Source organism: Kitasatospora sp. NPDC098652, from assembly GCF_044760155.1.
GTDB lineage: Bacteria > Actinomycetota > Actinomycetes > Streptomycetales > Streptomycetaceae > Kitasatospora.
In genome coordinates this window covers 1-19,740 of sequence record NZ_JBIWAQ010000034.1, presented here as the reverse complement: position 1 = coordinate 19,740, position 19,740 = coordinate 1, and the positions used below count along the sequence as shown (strand labels likewise).

At 71.9% G+C, this 19,740-nt stretch carries 16 protein-coding genes and 1 riboswitch; of the genes, 4 read left to right on the top strand and 12 right to left on the bottom strand.

Annotated features, from left to right (window positions below):
- Nucleotides 1-135 precede the first annotated feature (135 nt).
- A complete protein-coding gene (locus ACIQWA_RS38135; RefSeq protein ID WP_402490988.1) occupies nt 136-708 on the top strand; it encodes a hypothetical protein in 573 nt (190 codons plus the stop codon).
- Nucleotides 709-1,114: 406 nt separating this feature from the next.
- The gene (locus tag ACIQWA_RS38130) at nt 1,115-1,306 is read left to right on the top strand and encodes a DUF5999 family protein (protein ID WP_402490986.1); all 192 of its coding nucleotides are present in this window, start codon (nt 1,115-1,117) and stop codon (nt 1,304-1,306) included.
- 113 nt (nt 1,307-1,419) lie between these two features.
- On the opposite strand, the gene gcvP is transcribed toward ACIQWA_RS38130, so the two are convergent.
- Nucleotides 1,420-4,320: an aminomethyl-transferring glycine dehydrogenase gene (gcvP, locus tag ACIQWA_RS38125; RefSeq protein WP_402490983.1), complete on the bottom strand. Its 2,901-nt coding sequence runs from the start codon at nt 4,318-4,320 to the stop codon at nt 1,420-1,422.
- A gap of 236 nt (nt 4,321-4,556) precedes the next feature.
- A riboswitch (glycine riboswitch) is annotated at nt 4,557-4,660 on the bottom strand.
- A gap of 223 nt (nt 4,661-4,883) precedes the next feature.
- Between gcvP and ACIQWA_RS38120 the strand changes: the two genes are divergently transcribed.
- The gene (locus ACIQWA_RS38120; protein ID WP_402490980.1) at nt 4,884-5,990 is read left to right on the top strand and encodes a PRC and DUF2382 domain-containing protein; all 1,107 of its coding nucleotides are present in this window, start codon (nt 4,884-4,886) and stop codon (nt 5,988-5,990) included.
- 197 nt (nt 5,991-6,187) lie between these two features.
- A complete protein-coding gene (locus tag ACIQWA_RS38115) occupies nt 6,188-7,678 on the top strand; it encodes an MFS transporter (protein ID WP_360242306.1) in 1,491 nt (496 codons plus the stop codon).
- Nucleotides 7,679-7,888: 210 nt separating this feature from the next.
- On the opposite strand, the gene ACIQWA_RS38110 is transcribed toward ACIQWA_RS38115, so the two are convergent.
- The 11 genes from ACIQWA_RS38110 to ACIQWA_RS38060 form a co-directional block, all read right to left on the bottom strand.
- Nucleotides 7,889-9,292 (bottom strand): DNA polymerase IV, encoded by a 1,404-nt coding sequence (locus tag ACIQWA_RS38110; RefSeq protein WP_402490976.1) that lies wholly within the window; start codon nt 9,290-9,292, stop codon nt 7,889-7,891.
- A 72-nt stretch (nt 9,293-9,364) separates the two neighbouring features.
- Nucleotides 9,365-10,087, bottom strand: coding sequence for a vancomycin high temperature exclusion protein (locus ACIQWA_RS38105; RefSeq protein ID WP_402490973.1), 723 nt, complete (start codon nt 10,085-10,087; stop codon nt 9,365-9,367).
- 97 nt (nt 10,088-10,184) lie between these two features.
- Nucleotides 10,185-10,829, bottom strand: a complete 645-nt coding sequence (locus tag ACIQWA_RS38100; protein WP_360242297.1) for a MerR family transcriptional regulator — start codon at nt 10,827-10,829, stop codon at nt 10,185-10,187.
- Between the two features lie 231 nt (nt 10,830-11,060).
- Nucleotides 11,061-11,537: a bifunctional nuclease family protein gene (locus tag ACIQWA_RS38095; RefSeq protein ID WP_030062493.1), complete on the bottom strand. Its 477-nt coding sequence runs from the start codon at nt 11,535-11,537 to the stop codon at nt 11,061-11,063.
- A 98-nt stretch (nt 11,538-11,635) separates the two neighbouring features.
- A complete protein-coding gene (locus tag ACIQWA_RS38090; RefSeq protein WP_402491071.1) occupies nt 11,636-12,328 on the bottom strand; it encodes a MerR family transcriptional regulator in 693 nt (230 codons plus the stop codon).
- A 182-nt stretch (nt 12,329-12,510) separates the two neighbouring features.
- A complete protein-coding gene (locus ACIQWA_RS38085; protein WP_360242294.1) occupies nt 12,511-13,053 on the bottom strand; it encodes an FHA domain-containing protein in 543 nt (180 codons plus the stop codon).
- Nucleotides 13,054-13,615: 562 nt separating this feature from the next.
- The gene (locus ACIQWA_RS38080; protein WP_402490969.1) at nt 13,616-14,719 is read right to left on the bottom strand and encodes a DUF881 domain-containing protein; all 1,104 of its coding nucleotides are present in this window, start codon (nt 14,717-14,719) and stop codon (nt 13,616-13,618) included.
- A gap of 49 nt (nt 14,720-14,768) precedes the next feature.
- The gene (locus tag ACIQWA_RS38075) at nt 14,769-15,101 is read right to left on the bottom strand and encodes a small basic family protein (RefSeq protein WP_030062488.1); all 333 of its coding nucleotides are present in this window, start codon (nt 15,099-15,101) and stop codon (nt 14,769-14,771) included.
- The gene (locus tag ACIQWA_RS38070; protein ID WP_360242288.1) at nt 15,098-16,183 is read right to left on the bottom strand and encodes a DUF881 domain-containing protein; all 1,086 of its coding nucleotides are present in this window, start codon (nt 16,181-16,183) and stop codon (nt 15,098-15,100) included. The genes ACIQWA_RS38075 and ACIQWA_RS38070 overlap by 4 nt, the downstream gene beginning before the upstream one ends.
- Nucleotides 16,184-16,355: 172 nt before the next feature.
- Nucleotides 16,356-18,851 carry a mannose-1-phosphate guanyltransferase gene (locus tag ACIQWA_RS38065; protein WP_360242285.1) on the bottom strand — a complete coding sequence of 832 codons (2,496 nt, stop codon included), beginning with the start codon at nt 18,849-18,851 and terminating at the stop codon, nt 16,356-16,358.
- A gap of 124 nt (nt 18,852-18,975) precedes the next feature.
- Complete coding sequence (locus ACIQWA_RS38060; RefSeq protein WP_360242282.1) at nt 18,976-19,596, bottom strand: CDP-alcohol phosphatidyltransferase family protein; 621 nt, start codon at nt 19,594-19,596, stop codon at nt 18,976-18,978.
- Nucleotides 19,597-19,740 lie beyond the last annotated feature (144 nt).

Genomic DNA, 19,740 nt, shown 5'->3' with positions numbered 1-19,740 from the left:
TCGAGGGCGGAGACCGCGCCGGCGCCGCGATCCTGCACAACCGGACAAGGCCGGCCCCCGTCACCGTGGACGCGCCGAGCCGCGCCGGTATGCCGCACTCGCACGCCGATCTCGCTTGGAGAGGCGGATCCCGCCATGACCCTGCAGACCCCCCAGCCCCCACCGAGTGCCCTGCGCGCGGTCCTCGGCGCACTCGACTCGGAGACCGCGCTGCGCCAGCCCGCCGCCGCCGCGCTACGTCACCCGAACGGCCCACTGCTCCCCGCGCACCCGCTCGCGGTGCACGTCCTGGACGGCCCGCGCCCCGAGCTGCCGGCCGCCCGGCGCACCGGCTGGCGCTTCCTGATCAAGGACGGCCCGGACGTGGCCGCCGCCGCCGAGGTCGTACAGAGCCCCGAGGGCCACACCTTCTCCCACTTCACCGCCGGCCCGTACCTCTCCTCCACCGTCCGGGCGCTGCGCGAGGCCTGGCAGCTCGCCCAGGGATCCCGCTCCCGCTGCCAGCCCCGACTGCTCACCTTCCCCGGCCAGTACGCCACCGCGCTCTGGCTGCACAGCCCCGACGCCGGCCCGTCCGCCGACCTGCTGATCCCACTGGCCCCGGCCCCGCTCGGCGTCACCGCGCACCGCGCCTACCCGGCCGCCGAACTGCTCCCGCTGCTCGCCCGCGCCCCGCTGGCCGGATCCCTGCTGCTCGGCTCCCCCTGAGGGCACGCCCGCACCGGCCGTCGGGCACCGCGCCCGACGGCCCTTCGCCGCGCCCACCCCGCCCGCCGCCATCACCCGAACGGCCACCACCCGGACGGGCCATCCGCCATGGCCCGCTCGGGCCAGACCCCGAGTGGCCCACCAGTGCGCGATTCCTCCCCGGCCCCACCTGAACGGGTGATCTCTGCCCTGGAGTTGTGGCGCATGTCACGAAATCGCTGCGCGGGCGTCCGCAGATGCCGACACTGGGAACCAGCGTGGAAGGACCCCCTGTCCTACCCACTTGAGTGCTGGCCAAACCCGGCCGGCACCCGGACAGGATCCGACCACCACGGCGGCCCCGGACGGCTCGACCTCCGGGGACCGCACCACGGGGAGGATCGCAGAGCGAAGCGAGGGTACGCGTATGTGCCAGCACCGTCCTGAGTGCCCGACGGCCGAGTCCGAGGACCGCGAAGCGGCCGAGCCGGTGGCCTGCCACCCGGAGCAGGGCTGGAGCCTGCTCTGCAACGGTGTCGTCCTGTTCGAGGACACCGGCGAACTGCTGCCCGACGGCCGGGTGATCGCCCCGCGCCGCCCGGTCGCCCACGCGGCCTGAGCCCCCGCAGCCCGAGCCCGGCCGACCGGCGCAAAGGGCAGGGCCCCGGCAGAAACGTTCTGCCGAGGCCCTGTCCGCTCGCTCACCGCGCGTCCTGCCTACCGCGCGTCCGCTCAGACGCCGTACTCGTCCAGCGGCGGGCAGGAGCAGACCAGGTTGCGGTCACCGTACGCGCCGTCGATCCGGCTCACCGGCGGCCAGTACTTGTCCGCCGGGTTCACACCCGCCGGGAAGACCGCCTCCTGCCGCGAGTAGCCGTGCGCCCAGTCGCCGGCCAGCGCGGCGGCGGTGTGCGGGGCGTTGCGCAGCGGGTTGTCGTCGGCCGCCCACTCGCCCGAGCCGACCTTGTCGATCTCGCCGCGGATCTCGATCATCGCGTCGCAGAACCGGTCGATCTCGTGCAGGTCCTCGGACTCGGTCGGCTCGATCATCAGCGTGCCGGCCACCGGGAAGGACATCGTCGGCGCGTGGAAGCCGTAGTCGATCAGGCGCTTGGCGATGTCGTCCACCGTCACGCCCGTGTCCTTGGTCAGCGGGCGCAGGTCGATGATGCACTCGTGCGCGACCAGCCCGCCCGGGCCGGTGTAGAGCACCGGGAAGTGCGGCGCCAGGCGCTTGGCGATGTAGTTGGCGTTCAGCACGGCGACCTGGGTCGCGCGCTTGAGGCCCTCCCCGCCCATCAGCCGGACGTACGCCCAGGAGATCGGCAGGATCGCCGCCGAGCCCCACGGCGCGGCCGAGATCGGGCCGACACCGGTGGCCGGGCCGGCCTCCTCCTGGAGCGGGTGGTTCGGCAGGTACGGCGCCAGGTGGGCGCGCACCGCGACCGGGCCGACGCCCGGGCCGCCGCCGCCGTGCGGGATGCAGAAGGTCTTGTGCAGGTTCAGGTGCGAGACGTCCGCGCCGAACTTGCCCGGCTTGGCCAGGCCGACCAGGGCGTTCAGGTTGGCACCGTCGACGTACACCTGGCCGCCGGCCTCGTGCACCAGGGCGCAGATGTCGGTGATCTGGGTCTCGTACACGCCGTGGGTGGACGGGTAGGTGACCATCAGCACCGACAGGTTGTCACGGTGCTGCTCGATCTTGGCCTTGAGGTCCTCGACGTCCACGTCGCCGTCGACCAGGGTCTTCACCACGACCACGCGCATGCCGGCCATCACCGCGGAGGCGGCGTTGGTGCCGTGCGCCGAGGACGGGATCAGGCAGACGTCGCGCTGGGTGTCGCCGTTGGCGTGGTGGTAGGCGCGGACGGCCAGCAGGCCGGCCAGCTCGCCCTGGGAGCCGGCGTTCGGCTGGATCGAGACGGCGTCGTAGCCGGTGACCTCGACCAGCTGCTGCTCCAGCTGACGGATCAGGGTCAGGTAGCCCGCGGCCTGGTCGACCGGCGCGAAGGGGTGCAGCTGGCCGAACTCCGGCCAGGTCACCGCCTCCATCTCGGTGGTGGCGTTGAGCTTCATGGTGCAGGAGCCCAGCGGGATCATGCCGCGGTCCAGCGCGTAGTCCCGGTCCGACAGGCGGCGCAGGTAGCGCAGCATGGCGGTCTCCGAGCGGTGGCTGTGGAAGACCGGGTGGGTCAGGTACTCGTCCTCGCGCAGCAGCGCGGCCGGCAGCGCGTCGGCGGCCTCGGCGACCTCGACCGCGGGGACGCCGAACGCGGCCCAGACGCCGGCCAGGTGCTCGCGGGTGGTGGTCTCGTCGGTGGAGACCGAGATCCGGTCCTCGCCGTCCTGGAACACGTTGATGCCGTTGGCGCGGGCGGCGGCGGCGATCTCGGCGGCGCGGCCCGGGACGACGGCGGTGACGGTGTCGAAGAACTCGCCGTGCAGCAGCTCGACGCCGCCGGCCCGCAGGCCCTCGGCGAGGGCGGCGGCGTAGCGGTGGGTGCGGCGGGCGATGTCGGCCAGGCCGTCCGGGCCGTGGTAGACGGCGTACATCGAGGCCATCACGGCGAGCAGCACCTGGGCGGTGCAGATGTTGCTGGTGGCCTTCTCGCGGCGGATGTGCTGCTCGCGGGTCTGCAGGGCCAGGCGGTAGGCGCGGTTGCCGTCGGCGTCGACGGAGACGCCGACCAGGCGGCCGGGCAGCGAGCGGGCGTACTCGGCGCGCACCGAGAGGTAGCCGGCGTGCGGGCCGCCGAAGCCCATCGGGACGCCGAAGCGCTGCGAGGTGCCGCAGGCGATGTCGGCGCCCAGCGAGCCCGGGGACTTGAGCAGGGTCAGCGCCAGCAGGTCGGCGGCGACGGCGACGATCGCGCCCAGGCCGTGCGCCTGCTCGATCACCGGGGTGAGGTCGCGGACCACGCCGGTGGCGCCCGGGTACTGCAGCAGCACGCCGAAGACGCCGCGCTCGGCGATCTCGGCCGGGATGCCCTCGGACAGGTCGGCGACGACGACCTCGACGCCGGTCGGCACGGCGCGGGTGTTGATCACCGCGACGGTCTGCGGCAGGGTCTCGGCGTCGACCAGGAAGACGCCGCCCTTGACCTTGGTGACACGGCGGGCCAGCGCCATCGCCTCGGCGGCCGCGGTGCCCTCGTCCAGCAGCGAGGAGCCGGAGGTGGGCAGGCCGGTCAGGTCGGAGACCAGGGTCTGGAAGTTGAGCAGGGCCTCCAGGCGGCCCTGCGAGATCTCCGGCTGGTACGGGGTGTACGCGGTGTACCAGGCCGGGTTCTCCATGACGTTGCGCAGGATCACCGGCGGGGTGAAGGTGCCGTAGTAGCCCAGGCCGATCATCGGCTGGAGCACCTGGTTGCGGCCGGCCAGCTCGCGCAGCTCGGCGAGGACCTGGGCCTCGCTACGGCCGGCGGGCAGGTCCAGGGCGGTGATGGAGCGGATCGCCTCGGGAACGGCGGTGGCGGCGAGCTCGTCCAGCGAGCCGTAGCCGACGGAGGCCAGCATCTTCTCCTGCGCGGCGGCGTCGGGGCCGATGTGGCGGTTCTCGAAGGGGCTGGCCAGCTCAAGCTCGGTGAGGGTCGAGGCGCTGGTGTGGCGTCCCGCGTTCGGCTGGGCGTTCATGGTGGTCGAGGCCTCCTGGTCACGGACCGGCGGGGGTGCGCACGCCGGCCGGTCGCGCCGCTGCGGACAGCGGACCGACCTGGGCGGGCGGACCCGTAAGGCCTCCCCCTCTGTCATCGGGACCTGAGAGCTTCGCCCGCACGCCGCGCGGTGGCGCGCCGTCGGCTTGCACCGTCGGTGAGGGTGGTGATCGTCGGCTCCCGCGCCGGCGGTCCTGCCCTGCTTTCCAGAGTGACCTATCCCGCACGGTACGGATGCCTGAGAGATTCCGGGGAGGAGTTGCTCCTTCGGCGCCCCGACCAGCGGTTTTCACTGTCGAGGACTCTCCCGAGCGGGCTCGGCGGTCGCGGCCCAGGGTACCAGCGGGCGGCCTTCCGATCACGGGTGCGTCGGGTCACTCCGGGTCTACGCGCGTCCCCCGGACGGCCCAGCGCGAAGCCCGTCCGGCGCACCCCGGTCGCGCACGTCCGATTGATGGCTTTTGGTGTGAAGTGGCGGAGAGGACGGGTGCTCCGACCGCCTCACCCGCGGGAGTTCCGCAGGCGCAGCGCTTGGAGGAAAGAGTGCAGACCGACATCGACCCCAGGGACCTCATCGGCCACAAGGCGGTCGACCGCAACGGGGACAAGATCGGCACGGTGGACGAGGTGTATCTGGACGACGCCACCGGGCATCCGGAGTGGGCGGCCGTCCGCACCGGCATCTTCGGCCGGGACGCCTTCGTCCCGCTCACCACGAGCGAGTTCTCCGGCGACGAACTCCGGGTGCCGTACGACAAGTCGCTGGTGAAGGACTCGCCGGACTTCGGCGTGGGCCAGCACCTCTCGCCGGCCCAGGAGCTCCAGCTCTACCGCTACTACGGCCTCGACACCCCCGTGGACGGCCGTCCGGCGGCCGCGGAACCCGCCAGGGACGACCGGCCGGACCTCGACTTCGGCACCACCACGGCCGCCGCGGCCGCCAGGCCGATCGCCTTCCACTCCCCCGACCCCGCCCCGACCACGACCGTGACGGGCACGACCACCACCATGACCAGCACCGGCACGACCCACACCAGCACCGACACCGCCACGGAGGCCCACGTGCGGACCCTCAGCACCCCCGCACCGATCGCCAACGGCACCGCCCCCGCGCCGGCCGCCGCCCACCTGGTCGAGCCGAAGCCGCAGCCCGCCGCCACCACCCCGGCCGCGAACGGCACCGCCGCCTCCTCGGCCCCCAGCGGCCCGGTCGAGATCACCTGCCGCGAGGAGCGGCTGGACATCACCACCGAGTGGCACGTGCTGGGCAGCGCGAAGCTGCGCAAGTACGTGACCAGTGAGCAGGTCGAGCGCCGCGTCCCGGTGGTCCGCGAGCGGGTCCGGGTGGAGCGGATTCCGGTCAGCGACGCCGAGCGGGCCTCGCTGACCGAGAAGGAGATCGCCGAGGCGGTCGAAGAGGTCACCCTCCGTGAGGAGCGGCCGGTGGTCCGCAAGTACCTCGCCCCGGTCGAGCGGGTCCGCCTGGTGGTGGAGCGCTACACCGAGGAGGAGGTGGTCCGGGACGAGCTCCGCCGCGAGCACGTCGAGGTCCACGACGACACGGCCGCCCCCGCGCCGGACGAGGCGGACGACCCGCTCGTCCACGCCGCCGACGGCTCCCGGCCCGCCGCCCTGCGCCCGCTGGCCTGACCTCCCCCGAACTCCCCGATCTCCGCTGATCCCACGATCGCAGCGATCCCACGAGGGCCCCGGACTCCGGTCCGGGGCCCTCGTCGTGCGCCACAGTTCCCCACTTTGCCAAACCTTAACCACTCGATATTTGACAACCTGAACTATCCCCCGCACAGTTACTTGAGTTCATTCACTATGTACGGGAGGAAGCAACCGTGAGTGAGGCAGTAAAGCCCACCACCGCGGCCGAGAAGCAGAGCAACGCCCGGGTCCTGCCGGCCCTCATCCTGGCGATGCTGTCGTTCAGCGTGGTGCAGACCGCGGTCGTCCCGATCCTGCCGTCGCTGGCCAAGGAACTGGACGTCTCCGGGTCGAACATCACCTGGCTGATGACCGCCAACCTGCTGTCCGCCGCCGTGCTGACTCCCCTGCTGGGCCGCTTCGGCGACCTCCGGGGCCGCAAGCCCATGCTGCTGATCTCGCTGGCCGGCCTGGTCGCCGGTTCGGCGCTGGCGGTCTGCACCCACTCCTTCACCTGGCTGATCGTCGCCCGCGTCCTCCAGGGCGCCGGCGGTGGCGTGATGCCGCTGGCGATCAGCATCGTCCGTGACGAGCTGCCCAAGCAGAAGGTGACCGGCGGCGTCGCCGCCATCAGCGCCTCGATGGGTGTCGGCTCCGGCCTCGGCCTGGTCGCGACCGGCCTGCTGCTGGAGCACTGGAACTACAAGTCGATCTTCTGGATGGGCCTGGCCTTCGGCCTGCTCGCCGTCGCCCTGGTCGCCTTCCGGGTCCCGACCGACCCGGTGACCGACAAGGAGGGTGGCGCCGATCCGCTCGGCGCGCTCACCCTGGCCGCCTGGCTCTCCGCCCTGCTGGTCGCGGTCAGCCAGGGCAACCACTGGGGCTGGACCTCCACCAAGACCCTCGGCCTGTTCGCCGTCGCCGCGGTGGTCGCCCTGATCTGGGGCGTCATCGAGACCAAGGTCGCCCACCCGCTGGTGGACCTCAAGATGATGGGCCGCCCGGCCGTCGCCTTCACCAACCTGGCCGGCCTGCTGATCGGCTTCGGCATGTACGGCTCGTTCATGGTCATCAGCAACTTCTCCCAGACCCCGGAGAAGCTGGCCCACTACGGCTTCACCGCGACCGTGCTGCACGCCGGTGTGATGCTGCTGCCGTCCGCGATCGGCTCGATGGTCGCCGCCCCGATCGGCGCCCTGCTGATCGCCCGCCGCGGCCCGCGCCTGCCGCTGGTCCTCGGTGGCGTCCTCGGCGCGATCGCGATGGCCTACCTGGCCCTGCGGCACAGCGCCGAAGGCGACATCTACACCGCCTCCGCGATCTTCGGCCTCGGCATCGGCCTCGCCTTCGCCGCGATGCCCGCCTTCATCAACGGCGCCGTCCCGGTCGAGCAGAGCGGCATCGCCAACGGCATGAACTCCGTGCTCCGCACCGTCGGCGGCGCGATCGGCACCGCCGTGATGACCGCGATCCTGACCGGCGACACCATGAAGCTCCCGATCAAGATCCCGGTGCTGCTGCCCACGCTGGACGCCTACAAGCACGCGTTCTGGGTCACGGCCGCCGTCTGCGTCATCGCCGGCGCCGTCCCGTTCCTGATCCGCACCACCAAGCCGGCCGCCACCGTCGCCGGCGGCGCGGCCCGGCAGGACTCCAGCCCCGAGCTGGCCAAGACCGACGCCTGACGAGGCGTCCGGCCCGCGCGTTCAGGGACAGGACGCGCGGGCCCGGGCCTCCGCCCGGTCGCGAGGGCATCACGACCGTCCGGGGCCCGGCACGGAATGCGGCCCCACCCGGTACTCCTACCGGGTGGGGCCGTTCCGCGTTCCAGCTCGTTCCGCGTTCCCAGCTCGTTCCGCGTTCCCGCGCCGGTGCGTCCCGCGCCCCCGCCCGCCTCAGTCCTCCTGCGCGTCCGGCTCCTCCGGCTGCTCCGGTTCCTCCGGCTGCCGCAACGGCAGCGGCCGGGCCGGCTCCAGCGCCGGATCGTCCACCGCGAAGGTCCGCACCCGCCCCGGCCCGCTCCACGGCGTCTCGAACCGCACCGTCACCCGCCCCACCCCGCTGCCCTGCACCCACCCCGGCCCCAGCTCGGCGTGCCGGACGTCCTGTCCGGGCATCCAGCGCCGCACCACGACCTCCTCCGGCTCCTCCTCGGCCACCGCCGCCTCGGCCACCTCGGCGTGCTCCGCCGCCTCCTCCCGCAGCGCCTGCGCGAAGAGGTCCTCCTGGGTGTAGTCGGCCAGTTGGGCCACGCCCACCCCGAGCAGCCGCACCCCGCCGGTGATGTCCACCTGTTCGGCGAGGCGCCGGGCCGTCGCCGTGATCACCGCCTCGTCGTCGGTGGGCCCGCCCAGGGTCTCCGAGCGGGTCAGCGTGGAGAAGTCGAACCGCCGCACCTTGAGCACCACCGTCCGCCCCGAGCGCCCGGCCGAGCGCAGCCGCCGGACGCACCGCCCGGCCAGCGCCTCCACCTCCCGCAGCACCCGGTCCCGGTCGGCCAGGTCCACCTCGTAGGTGTCCTCCACCGAGACCGACTTGGCGTCCTGGTCGGCTACCACCGGCCGCTCGTCCAGCCCTATCGACATGTGGAAGACCCCGGTGCCGTGCGCCCGCCCGAGCAGCTGGACCAGCTCCGCCTCCCCCGCCTCCGCGAGGTCCGCCACCGTGCTCAGCCCGGCCCGCCGCAGCACCTGTTCGGTGGCCGGCCCGATCCCGGGCAGCGCCCGGACCGGCATCGGGCCGAGCACGGCCCGCTCCTGCCCCGGCTCGATCAGCACCAGCCCATCCGGCTTGGCCTGCTCGGAGGCGATCTTCGCCATCAGCTTGGAGCCCGCCGCCCCCACCGAGCCGGTCAGCCCGGTGAGCCGCTGGATGTCCGCCCGGAGGTCCTCCGCCAGGGCCAGCACCAGCCGCTCCCCGGTCTCGTGGTCCGCCTCCGACAGCACCGGACCGTACGGACCGGCCTCCAGGTCGACGAAGGCCTCGTCCAGGCTCAACGGCTGCACCAGCGGCGACAGTCGGCGCAGCAGCCCCATGACGATCTCGCTGTTCTGCCGGTACGCCTCGAACCGCCCGGACAGGAAGGCCGCATTGGGGCACAGCCGCCGCGCCTGGGCCATCGGCATCGCCGAGTGCACCCCGAACCGCCGCGCCTCGTACGAGGCCGTGGAGACCACCCCGCGCCCGCCGAGCCCGCCGACGATCACCGGCTTCCCGCGCAGGCTCGGCTTGGCCGCCTGCTCCACCGCCGCGAAGAAGGCGTCCATGTCGAGGTGGATGATGCTCGGCAGAGATCGCACCCGCCGATCATCGCGCACGGGTCCGACAGTGCGTACGAACCCGGCCGACGCCCCGCGCCCGCCGCCCCCCGGTTACTGCTTCGCGGCCTCCGCCAGCGCCTTCGGGATGCCGTCCTCCTTGGGCCCGAGGAACACCGGGTCCGGCCGCAGCCAGACGTTCACGGCCGCCTTGCCCGCCCCGGCGACCTCCCGCAGCCCGCCGTACAGCCAGGTGGCGTCGTGCGCCTCCGGCACCCCGACCGCGTACGAGCGGATCCCCGCCGCCTCGCACAGCGCCAGCGCCCGCCGGACGTGGAAGTCCTGGCTGACCAGCACCGCGCGGTCCACCCCGAAGATCCGGTGCGCCCGGGTGCAGGAGTTCCAGGTGTCGAAGCCCGCGTAGTCCCGCACCACCCGGTCCCCGGGGACGCCGTGCGCGGTCAGGTAGCGGTACATCGCGTCCGGCTCGTCGTACTCGATCCGCCCGTTGTCCCCGGTCACCAGGATGGCCTTGACCTTGCCCTCCCGGTACAGGTCGAGCGCCGCCACCAGCCGGTGCTCCAGGTACGGCGACGGCTCGCCCTGGTCCAGCCCGGCGCCGAAGACCACCGCCACCGGAGCCGAGGGCGCGCTCTCCACGGTGCCGACCCGGTCCCCCGCCCCGAACCAGAGCCAGGCGCTGGGCGCCAGCGCGAGCGAGCAGAGCAGCGTCGTCGCCTGGAAGACCCTGCGCTGCGTACGGCGCTCCCGCAGCCGCACCCGCACCCCGCCGGCCCGACGCCGCAGCAGCTCCGATATCCCGGTGCCGACCTCCACGTGCCCCTCCCTCGATCGTTTCACCAGGCAACACGACGAGGCCGTGGGCCGGAACGGTTCCCCGCTCCGGCCCACGGCCCCGTGGAAGTGCTGCCGGTCAGACCGCCCGGTTGCGCCGCTGCGCCAGCTCGTCCGCCGGATCGTCGCCGACCAGCGTCTCGCCGGTGTCGGTCCGCTCCGCGTGCAGTCGACCGAGGGTCAGCTCCAGCTCCTGCCAGACCGCTCCGACCGCGATGCCGAACACCCCCTGACCGCCCTTCAACAGGTCGACCACGTGCTGCGGCGTGGTGCACTCGTACACCGTCGCACCGTCGGACATGAGCGTCAGCCCGGCCAGATCGGCCTGCTCGGCCGCCTGCAGATGGGCGACGGCCACCCGGATGTTCTGCAGCGAGACGCCGGCGTCGAGCAGCCGCTTGACGATCTTCAACAGCAGCACGTCGCGGAAGCTGTAGAGCCGCTGACTGGTCGCCGGGTACGCGGTGCGGACGCTGGGCTCCAACAACCCGGTGCGGGCCCAGTAGTCCAGCTGGCGGTACGTGATGCCGGCCGCCGCACAGGCCGTCGGGCCGCGGAAGCCGATCAGTTCGGACGTCGGGGCCAGCCGCTCGATCGCGGGCTGGCCCGGCTGCACGGCCGGGAACCTGCTCATCCTGGGCAGGTCCGCCACGGTGCGAGCGGTGCGCGGCATGTGCACGGCGCACAGGCCTCCCACGGCCGCGTCATCGCCGGTGCTGCTCATGCCTACCTCCGTCCACTCGTGCTGCGGGCAACCGACTGCGGGCATCGGCCACCCGGACAGCCACTCCTGACGGTAGGCAGTCCCCTATGACCCGTCAACGATCGCCACGCCGGGCCAGACAAACCACATCACTCAGGAGAGTGGTTTTTCGTGCCCCTAGTGTGGGTAGGTGGACGGATTTTGGCAAAACGGCACGCTCAAGGGCCGACCAGCCCCGGCCGGACAGGCACCCTACTGGGGGCCGCCGCCCCCGAAGTCCTCGGGCGACACCTGGTCGAGGAACTCGCGGAACTTCTCGACCTCGTCCTCCTGCTCGTCCGGGATCGCGATGCCCGCCTCCGCGAGCACCTCCTCGCTCCCGTAGATCGGCGTGCCGGTGCGCAGGGCCAGCGCTATCGCGTCGGACGGCCGGGCGCTCACCTCGACCCCGCCGGCGAACACCAGCTCGGCGTAGAACACGCCCTCCCGCAGGTCGGTGATCCGGACCTCGGTGAGCTGCTGGCCGAGCGCTTCCAGGACGTCCTTGAACAGGTCGTGCGTCAGCGGGCGCACCGGAGTCATGCCCTGCTGGGCGAAGGCGATCGCGGTCGCCTCGCCGGGGCCGATCCAGATCGGCAGGTATCGATCTCCCCCGACCTCCCGAAGCAGCACGATCGGCTGGTTGGAAGGCATCTCCACTCGGACACCCACGACGTCGAGCTCATTCACACAGGCAACCCTATGGCTCCGACCCCGGATATGAAAGCGCAGGGCCGACGCCGCTGGTCAGCGCGGTGCACCGGCCCCGCGGACGGCATCCCGACGCCCTAGGAGCGAGGCCGCAGACCGGCCTGCACCATGGCCGCGTGCAGCCGCACCGACAGCGTGGCCAGCTCCCGTGCGGTGGCCTCCGCGTGCGCCCGGGTCTGCGGGTTCCGGTGCCGGCGCAGCGGCGCCACCACCTGCTCCACCAAGGCGATCTCGCGGTCCGCCGCCGCCTTCATCGCCCTCAGGTGCCGCGGTTCCAGCCCGTACCGGCCGAGTTCGGCCACCAGCCGGGCCACCTGGAGCGCCTCCCCGTCGTACCCGCCGTCCGGGCCCGGCGCGACCAGCCCGTACGCCTCCCACTCGGCCAGCTCCGGCTCCCCCGCCCCGGCGGCGGCCAGCAGCTCGGCCCGCCCCAGCCGGACCCCGGAGGCGACCTCGGCCGAGGCCACCAGCTCGCGGTCGGCCTCCTCCAGCGGGCCGGGCCGGGCGTCGGCGGCCGGCAGCGCGGGCGGGGCCTCACCCCGCTCGATCGCGTCCAGGTGCTCGCGGATCACCCGCAGCGGCAGGTAGTGGTCCCGCTGCATCCGCAGGACGTAGGCCAGCCGCTCCACGTCGGAGGGGCTGAACTTGCGGTACCCCGAGGGGGTGCGCTGCGGCTCGACCAGCCCCTCCGCCTCCAGGAAGCGGATCTTGGAGATGGTCACCTCGGGGAAGTCGTCGCGCAGGAAGGCCAGCACCGCGCCGATGCTCAGCAGTTCGTCACCACCGCGCCGTCGGCCGGCGGGCCGGTCCGGACGGACCGGCTGCCTGGGGGCCGCGACCACCCCGCGCCCGCCGCGGTCCGACTGCGGACCGGACGACGACGCAGGGTTGGCCGCCCCGAGAGAAGAGGAAGGAGTATTCGTATTCACTCGGGCTCCTGCCGACGTTGGTTTCAGTACCCCCGGTTGTGGCCGGCGAAGAACACCAGCCGGTACTTCCCGATCTGCACCTCGTCGCCGTTGTTCAGCGGCACCTCGTCGATCCGCTCCCGGTTGACGTAGGTGCCGTTCAGGCTGCCCACGTCCGCGACGCTGAATCCGGCCGGGGTGCGGCGGAACTCCACGTGGCGGCGAGAGACCGTGACGTCGTCCAGGAAGATGTCACCCTGCGGGTGACGCCCCGCCGTGGTGACGTCCGAGTCCAGCAGGAACCGGCTGCCCGAGTTCGGACCGCGCTGGACGATCAGCAGCGCCGAGCCCGGCGGCAGCGCGTCGATCGCCGACAGCACCTCGGCCGACAGCGCCGGCGTGGTACCGGTACCGGTGGTCGCGGACGGGTCGTAGGACTCCAGGCCGGAGATCGAGATCGTCGAGGTGGTCTCCGCCGCCCCCTCCGGCAGCAGCCCGCCGCGCAGCGCCGTACCGCAGTTGGAACAGAAGCGGGCCGCGGCCGGGTTCTGGTTGCCGCACCTGGGGCACGGAGTGGGGCCAGCCATGTTCACAGCCTCCTGGCGCGGCACACCCGACGGGTTGTGCCCGGCGTACGGGTCCGGGGCAAACCCTCCACCAGAGGTTGAGGGTGCTGACGGGAAACCTATGCGCGGGTCGCCGGAGGGGTCAACCGACGCGCCGTAGCCCGCCGGATTCCCGGCGTACTGCGCGGCACCGTCCCGGTACAGCTGCTGTCCGGCGTACTGACCCGCCTCGGGGGCAGGGCGCATGCCCGGCACCGCGGGCTCGTCCTCCGCCCGGCGGTGCCGGGCGGTCGGCGCCTCGACGGCGGCCGCGTCGCGACCCTTGTTGCGACCGAACAACTTCGAGAAGAAACTCACGGGCGAATCCCCTTGCGTGTGACAGACCCGCCCGCGGGGCAGGGTGAGAACCTCGGACAGGCTGCGGGCCCGATTGCGGCTCGGGCCTGCTGGAGCGGTACTCCGACGTGTGGTGCTGCGGTTGGTGCTACGGAGCGTACTGGTGCGAACCAGTCTCTCCCACGCGACGACGACACCCCGCACCGGGTGCCGCGGGCCCGTGACGGGCCGTTCGTCGAGCGCCCCGTCACTTCGAAGCCGGCTTGGCGTACTGCGGCGTCTTCAGATCCACCAGGGCGTCCACGACCACCTTCTGCTGCTGGGTGATCGTCGCCCGCGCCTGGTGGCTCTCCAGGGTGCGCACGACGCCCCCCGGGATGTTCAGCGCGGGTGTCAGGTCCTGCGGGTTCCCCACGACGGTGAACCGATAGGGCTGCGAGACCTTCTTCCCGTCGATCTGCACCCCACCGCCCGACAGGTCGGTGAAGTAGGTGTTGACCACCACGCGCACATCGTTGATCTGAATCGCCTCCGCCCCCGCCGCTCGAAGTTCCTGCAGGGTGTCCAGCAGCATATCCGCCTTCACCTGCCCTTGGGGGTCATCGACCGTGAGGACGATGCCCGGACCAGTGGCTTTGACCGTACCGGCCAGCACACCCAGTTCCGTCATCTTCTTCCTGGTCTGCTCCTGGGCCTCCTTGGCCTGGTTGGAGCTGTTCTCCAACTTGCCCAGGGACTGCTCGAGCTCGGCCTTCTCCTGTTGCAGACGCTGCTGACGGCTGTCCAGTTCGTCGAGGATCCGGACCAGGTCCTCCTGGCGGGCCCCGCGCAGCTGGTTGTGGTGGTCGTTGGTCGACCGCACCTGGATCGCCAGCCCCAGCCCGAGCGAGAACAGCAGCAGCGCCACCACCAGTTGCCCGCGCGACAGCCGCGGCGGCCAGATCGCCGCCTTCAACCGCCGCCGACCGGCGTGCCGGTCCACGGCGGGCGGCTCCTCGGCTCCCTCCGGCTCCCCGGCTCCCTCCGACTCCTCGACGGAATCGGGCTGCTCGACGTCCTCCGGCTCCGCGGCTTCCGACGGCACGTCGGCCCGCCCCTCGGCGAGCGCCGGCCGAGGCTCGGCCGTCGTCCCGGGTGCGGCCGCCTTGGTCAGCCGCACCGGCGCAGCCGGCTCCGCCGCCCCGGTCTCAAGCTCAGCCTCAGCCTCAGACTCCGCCGGCTCCCCGGCGGCTCCGGGCTCCCCCAGGTCGGTCCCGGCCTCCGCCGCGGCCTCCTCGACGACCTTCCCCGGCGGCTCCTCCGGAGCCTTCCCGACCGCGTTCCCGCCCGGCTCCGCGGCGGTCTCCTGCACCGCCGGGTCCGTTGCCTTCGCCCGCTCCTCCGCCGCCTCGCGGCCCGGCTCAGGCACGGAAGACATGGCGCCGGATCGCCGCCGCGTTGGAGAAGATGCGGATGCCGAGGACGACGACCACACCCGTGGACAGCTGCGAGCCGACGCCCAGCTGGTCGCCCAGGAAGACGATCAGCGCGGCAACCACCACGTTCGACAGGAACGAGACGATGAAGACCTTGTCGTTGAAGATCCCGTCCAGCATCGCCCGGACGCCGCCGAACACCGCGTCCAGCGCCGCCACCACCGCGATCGGCAGGTAGGGCACGACGGCGTCGGGCACCTCGGGTTGGACGAAGAGCCCGACGACCACCCCGATCACGAGACCCAGTACGGCAATCACGGTCTAGCTGCTCCTGTCCCTGTGGTGGTCTTGGTCGATCCGCCGGACGGACGCCGCTTCGCGGACGGCCCGGCGCCGGGCGCGGACGGTGAAACGGACGCGACGGGGCTCTCCGAGGTTCCCGGGCCGCCCGACGGCGTCCCGCTCGGACCGGCCGACGGAGTCGCCGAACCGGACGCCGACGCGGACGCCGTGGGCGAGGCCTCGGGCGTGACGGGCTGGGCGCTCCGCAGCGACACGCCGACCGCCGCCGGCAGGGTCAGGCTCTTCTGGGTGGAGAGCGTCGACTTGATGCCGTACTTCTCCTCCAGCAGGCGCAGGTACTGCCCGGCCATGTCGTTCTCGAAGGCGCTGAGCAGCTTCGGCCCGTCCCCGATCGCCTGGATGTTGTACGGCGGCACCAGCGGCCGGTTGTCCACCAGCACCGCCTCGCCGGCGGCCCGGATCGCGGACAGCGCGGTCAGCCGCTGGCCGTTGATCGAGACGGCCTCCGCCCCGGATCCCCACAGACCGTTCACCACCAGTTGCAGGTCCCGGTCGCGCAGCCGCCCGCTGTTGGAGAAGCCCTGCCCTGCCCGCGGGTCGACGTTGCCCCCACCACCGGTTCCGGCCGCGTCCTCCAGAACCAGCTTCACCCCCGGCCCGGTGACCTCCCCCAGCCCGACCTCACCGGTCAGGCCGCTGCCACCGGCGTCCCCGGAGGCCAGTGCCTGCTGCTGGGTGTCGTCGACCTTGCGCCGCAGGTCCTGGACCTCCTTCTGCAGGTGGTCCGCCGAACCGTTGCTGTCGTTGATCCGGTGGATCAACGCGTCCCGTTCCTTGGCCAGCGTCGGCTCCGCCTTGTGCGCGTTCACCGCACCCACCGTGACCACGGCCCCGACCAGCGCCAGTCCGGCGCCCAGCGTCAGCAGTCCGCGCAGTGTCCGGGGTATCCGGCTGTCGTGCTCACCGCCCCGGGCCGCGGCCGCCTCGGCGTAGCCCTCGTCCAGGCTGTGGTCCATCACGTTGGTCAGCAGGGACATCGAGGCGTCCGGGCGGTTGTACCGTCCGTTCGGAGCACTCGGCGTCGGCGTCGCTGGCATGCGGACCATCGTCCCACGACGGCGGAGGGCCCTGCGCACGGCCCCTGAGCTGCACACACGCCACACACATCAACGGAAAGTGACGGACCCTTCCGAATGAGGTGAAAACGGACAGCGGGGCGTACGGATGGAACCGCACGCCCCGCCGTCCAGGGGGTGTCCGCTCAGGACCTCACCGACCCGCACCCTCCACCACGGCAGCCCACTCGTCGAGCAGGGCGTCGGTGGCCTCGTCGTCCGGGCCCTCGGCCCACAGGTGGGTGACCGCCTCGGCCGGGTCCGGCAGCACCAGCGTCCAGCGCCCGTCCGCCTCGACGACCCGGACCCCGTCCGTGGTGTCCAGCCGCCGGCTGCCGGCCGCCTCCACCACCGAACGCATCACCATGCCCTTCGCCGCCCACGGCGTCGCGATGTCCCGCCGCCGGATGTGCGCCTGCGGGATCCGCGCGTCGATCTGGCTCAGGGTTAGCTGGGTCCGCGCCACCAGGCCGACCAGCCGGACGAAGGCCGCGGCACCGTCCAGCACCCCGCTGAACTCGGGCACCACGAAGCCGCCGCGCCCGTCCCCGCCGAACACCGTGCCCTCGGCGGCGGCCGCCTTCGCGAGGTCGTCCGGCGTGGTAGTGGTCCAGATGACCTGGGTCCCGTGGTACGCGGCGACCTGCTCGGCGATCCGGGTCGTGGTCACCGGCAGTGCCACCTGCCCGCTGCGCCGCTCCGCCGCGACCAGGTCCAGCAGCACCAGCAGCGCCCGGTCGTCGTCGATCACCCGGCCGAGCTCGTCCACGAACGCGACCCGCTCGCCGACCGGGTCGAACCGCACCCCGAAGGCCGCCCGCGAGGAGGCCACCAGCTCGCCGAGCCTGGCCAGCCCGGCCCGTCGGGTCTCCGCGTCCTCGGTGGGCCGCGCCTCGTCCAGCCCGCTGGAGACGGTCAGCGTCTCCACCCCGAGCCGGCCGAGGATGCTGGGCAGAACCAGCCCCGCACTGCCGTGCGCGGTGTCCACCACCACCTTCAGCCCGGCCTCCCGGACCCCGGTGGTGTCCACCGCCCGCAGCAGGTTGCCCGCGTAGGAGTCGAACACGCTGGACGGGAAGGTCAGGTCCCCGATCTCGCCCGGGAACGCCCTCCGGTACTCCTGACGGGCGTAGACCCGGTCGAGCTTGCGCTGCCCGGCCTGCGAGAGGTCCGCCCCGCGCTCGTCGAAGAAGAGGATGTCCAACGAGTCCGGCACCCCCGGAGTGGTCCGCAGGAAGATCCCGCCCGCGCTCCCTCGCGCGGTGTGCTGCCGGGCCACCGGCATCGGCACGTTCTCCAGGTCGCGGACGTCGATCGCGGAGGTCTGCAGCCCCGAGATCATCGCCCGTTTGAGCGCACGCGCACCACGCGAGTGGTCACGCGCAATGGTGACGGTGGCCCCCTTCTTCAAGGTCGTGGCGTACGCTCCCGCCAGCCGCACGGCCAGCTCCGGGGTGATCTCGACGTTGAGGATGCCCGAGACCCCACGGACCCCGAAGAGGTGCTCCTGGCCGCGCGACTCCCAGATCACTGAGGTGTTGACGACGGCGCCGGCCTCGATGGTCTTGAACGGGTAGACCCGGACGTTGGCCCCGATGATCGACTCCTCGCCGATCAGGCACTCGTCCCCGATCACCGCGCCGTCCTCGATCCGCGCGGCCCGCATCACGTCGGTGTTCTTGCCGACCACGCAGCCGCGCAGATTGCTCTGCGGCCCGACGTAGACGTTGTCGTGCACCACCGCCTTGTGCAGGAAGGCACCGCGCTTGACCACCACGTTGCTGCCCAGCACGGTGTGCTCGCGGATCTCCACGCCGGCCTCGACCTTGGCGTAATCCCCGATGTACAGCGGCCCGCGCAGCACCGCCTCCGGGTCGACCTCCGCCCCTTCCGCCACCCAGACGCCCGGCGAGATCTCGAAGCCGTCGAGCTCGACCTCGACCTTGCCCTCCAGGACGTCCGCCTGGGCCTTGCCGTAGCTCTCGTGGGTGCCCACGTCCTCCCAGTAGCCCTCGGCCACGTAGCCGTAGACCCGCTTGCCCTCCTTCAACAGCTGCGGGAAGACGTCACTCGACCAGTCCACGGACTCACCCGCGGCGACGTAGTCGAAGACCTCCGGCTCCATCACGTAGATACCGGTGTTGACCGTGTCGGAAAAGACCTGGCCCCAGGTCGGCTTCTCCAGGAAGCGCTCGACCCTGCCGTCCTCGTCGGTGATCGTGATCCCGAACTCCAGGGGATTCGGCACCCTGGTGAGACAGACCGTGACCAGTGCGTTCTTACTGCGGTGAAAGTCGATCAATTCGGTGAGATTGAAGTCGGTCAGCGCGTCACCGGAGATCACCAGAAAGGAGTCGTCCTTGAGCGCGTCCTCGGCGTTCTTGACACTCCCCGCAGTGCCTAGTGGCGTCTCCTCATGGGCATACGTGAGGTGCATGCCCAGTTCCTCGCCGTCACCGAAGTAGTTCTTGACGAGTGACGCCAGGAACTGCACGGTGACGACGGTGTCGGAGAGGCCGTGCCGCTTCAGCAGCCGAAGCACGTGCTCCATGATCGGCATATTCGCGACCGGAAGCAGCGGCTTCGGCATGCTGGAGGTCATCGGGCGGAGTCGGGTGCCCTCGCCCCCTGCCATTACTACGGCTTTCATTACGGGTGCGTCCTCCTTCGCGGTGGTGGACCTGCAGGTCCATCAAACCGTTCCAGAGGGTTCTCTACCCGGAAGGTCCCGTCCGACGCACCGGCGCGGCGTGGGACTTCTCTCAGATCACGTCTCAGGCTGTGGACGCCGAGCCCGCGGGGCCGGCCTTGATGATCTGCCGAGCCTGCACCGCGTAAAGGATCGCCGACCACCAGTACAACGTGGTCCCCCACCAAATGAAGGCCCAGCTCACCACCTCGGCCGGCCGGGCGATCCAGCTGTCGATGCCACCGAGCAGGAGAAGCGGAAACGCGTACATCAGATTGAAGGTCGCGGCCTTGCCGAGGAAACTCGTCTGGAGCGGCCCGTAACCGTGCCGGTTCAGAATGGGCAGCAACGAGGCGATGAAGACCTCGCGGGCCAGCAGAATCGCCGTCACCCACCACGGCAGGAACTCACGCCACGTCAATCCGACGAGCGTGGACAGCACATAGAGCCGGTCCGCCAGCGGATCCAGCAGCTGCCCCACCCGGCTGATCTGCCCCCACCGCCTGGCGAGTTTTCCGTCCAGGTAGTCGCTGACTCCGCTGAGCATCAGGATCAGCAGCGCCCACCCGTCGTTCTTCGGCCCGCCGAAGACCGGCCACAGAATGAGCCAGAGAAAAACCGGGACGCCGACCAACCGGCCCATGCTCAGCAGGTTGGGGATGGTGAGGACGCGATCGGTCTGGACCCGCGTCTCCTGGACCTCCACCCGAGGCCTCCTGTCCTGTGTCACGACAATGCACGTTGACCCTACAACAGAAAAGCCCCCGCCCGGTTCACCCGGCGGGGGCTTTTCTGAATGATTGTTCGGCGGCGTCCTACTCTCCCACAGGGTCCCCCCTGCAGTACCATC

What these genes read in the sequence shown, in the direction of transcription:
- ACIQWA_RS38135 (WP_402490988.1), top strand. Translation starts at nt 136, where the DNA reads ATGACCCTGCAGACCCCCCAGCCCCCACCGAGTGCCCTGCGCGCGGTC.
- ACIQWA_RS38100 (WP_360242297.1), bottom strand. Translation starts at nt 10,829, where the DNA reads ATGAGCAGCACCGGCGATGACGCGGCCGTGGGAGGCCTGTGCGCCGTG.
- gcvP (WP_402490983.1), bottom strand. Translation starts at nt 4,320, where the DNA reads ATGAACGCCCAGCCGAACGCGGGACGCCACACCAGCGCCTCGACCCTC.
- ACIQWA_RS38070 (WP_360242288.1), bottom strand. Translation starts at nt 16,183, where the DNA reads ATGCCAGCGACGCCGACGCCGAGTGCTCCGAACGGACGGTACAACCGC.
- ACIQWA_RS38130 (WP_402490986.1), top strand. Translation starts at nt 1,115, where the DNA reads ATGTGCCAGCACCGTCCTGAGTGCCCGACGGCCGAGTCCGAGGACCGC.
- ACIQWA_RS38065 (WP_360242285.1), bottom strand. Translation starts at nt 18,851, where the DNA reads ATGAAAGCCGTAGTAATGGCAGGGGGCGAGGGCACCCGACTCCGCCCG.
- ACIQWA_RS38085 (WP_360242294.1), bottom strand. Translation starts at nt 13,053, where the DNA reads ATGGCTGGCCCCACTCCGTGCCCCAGGTGCGGCAACCAGAACCCGGCC.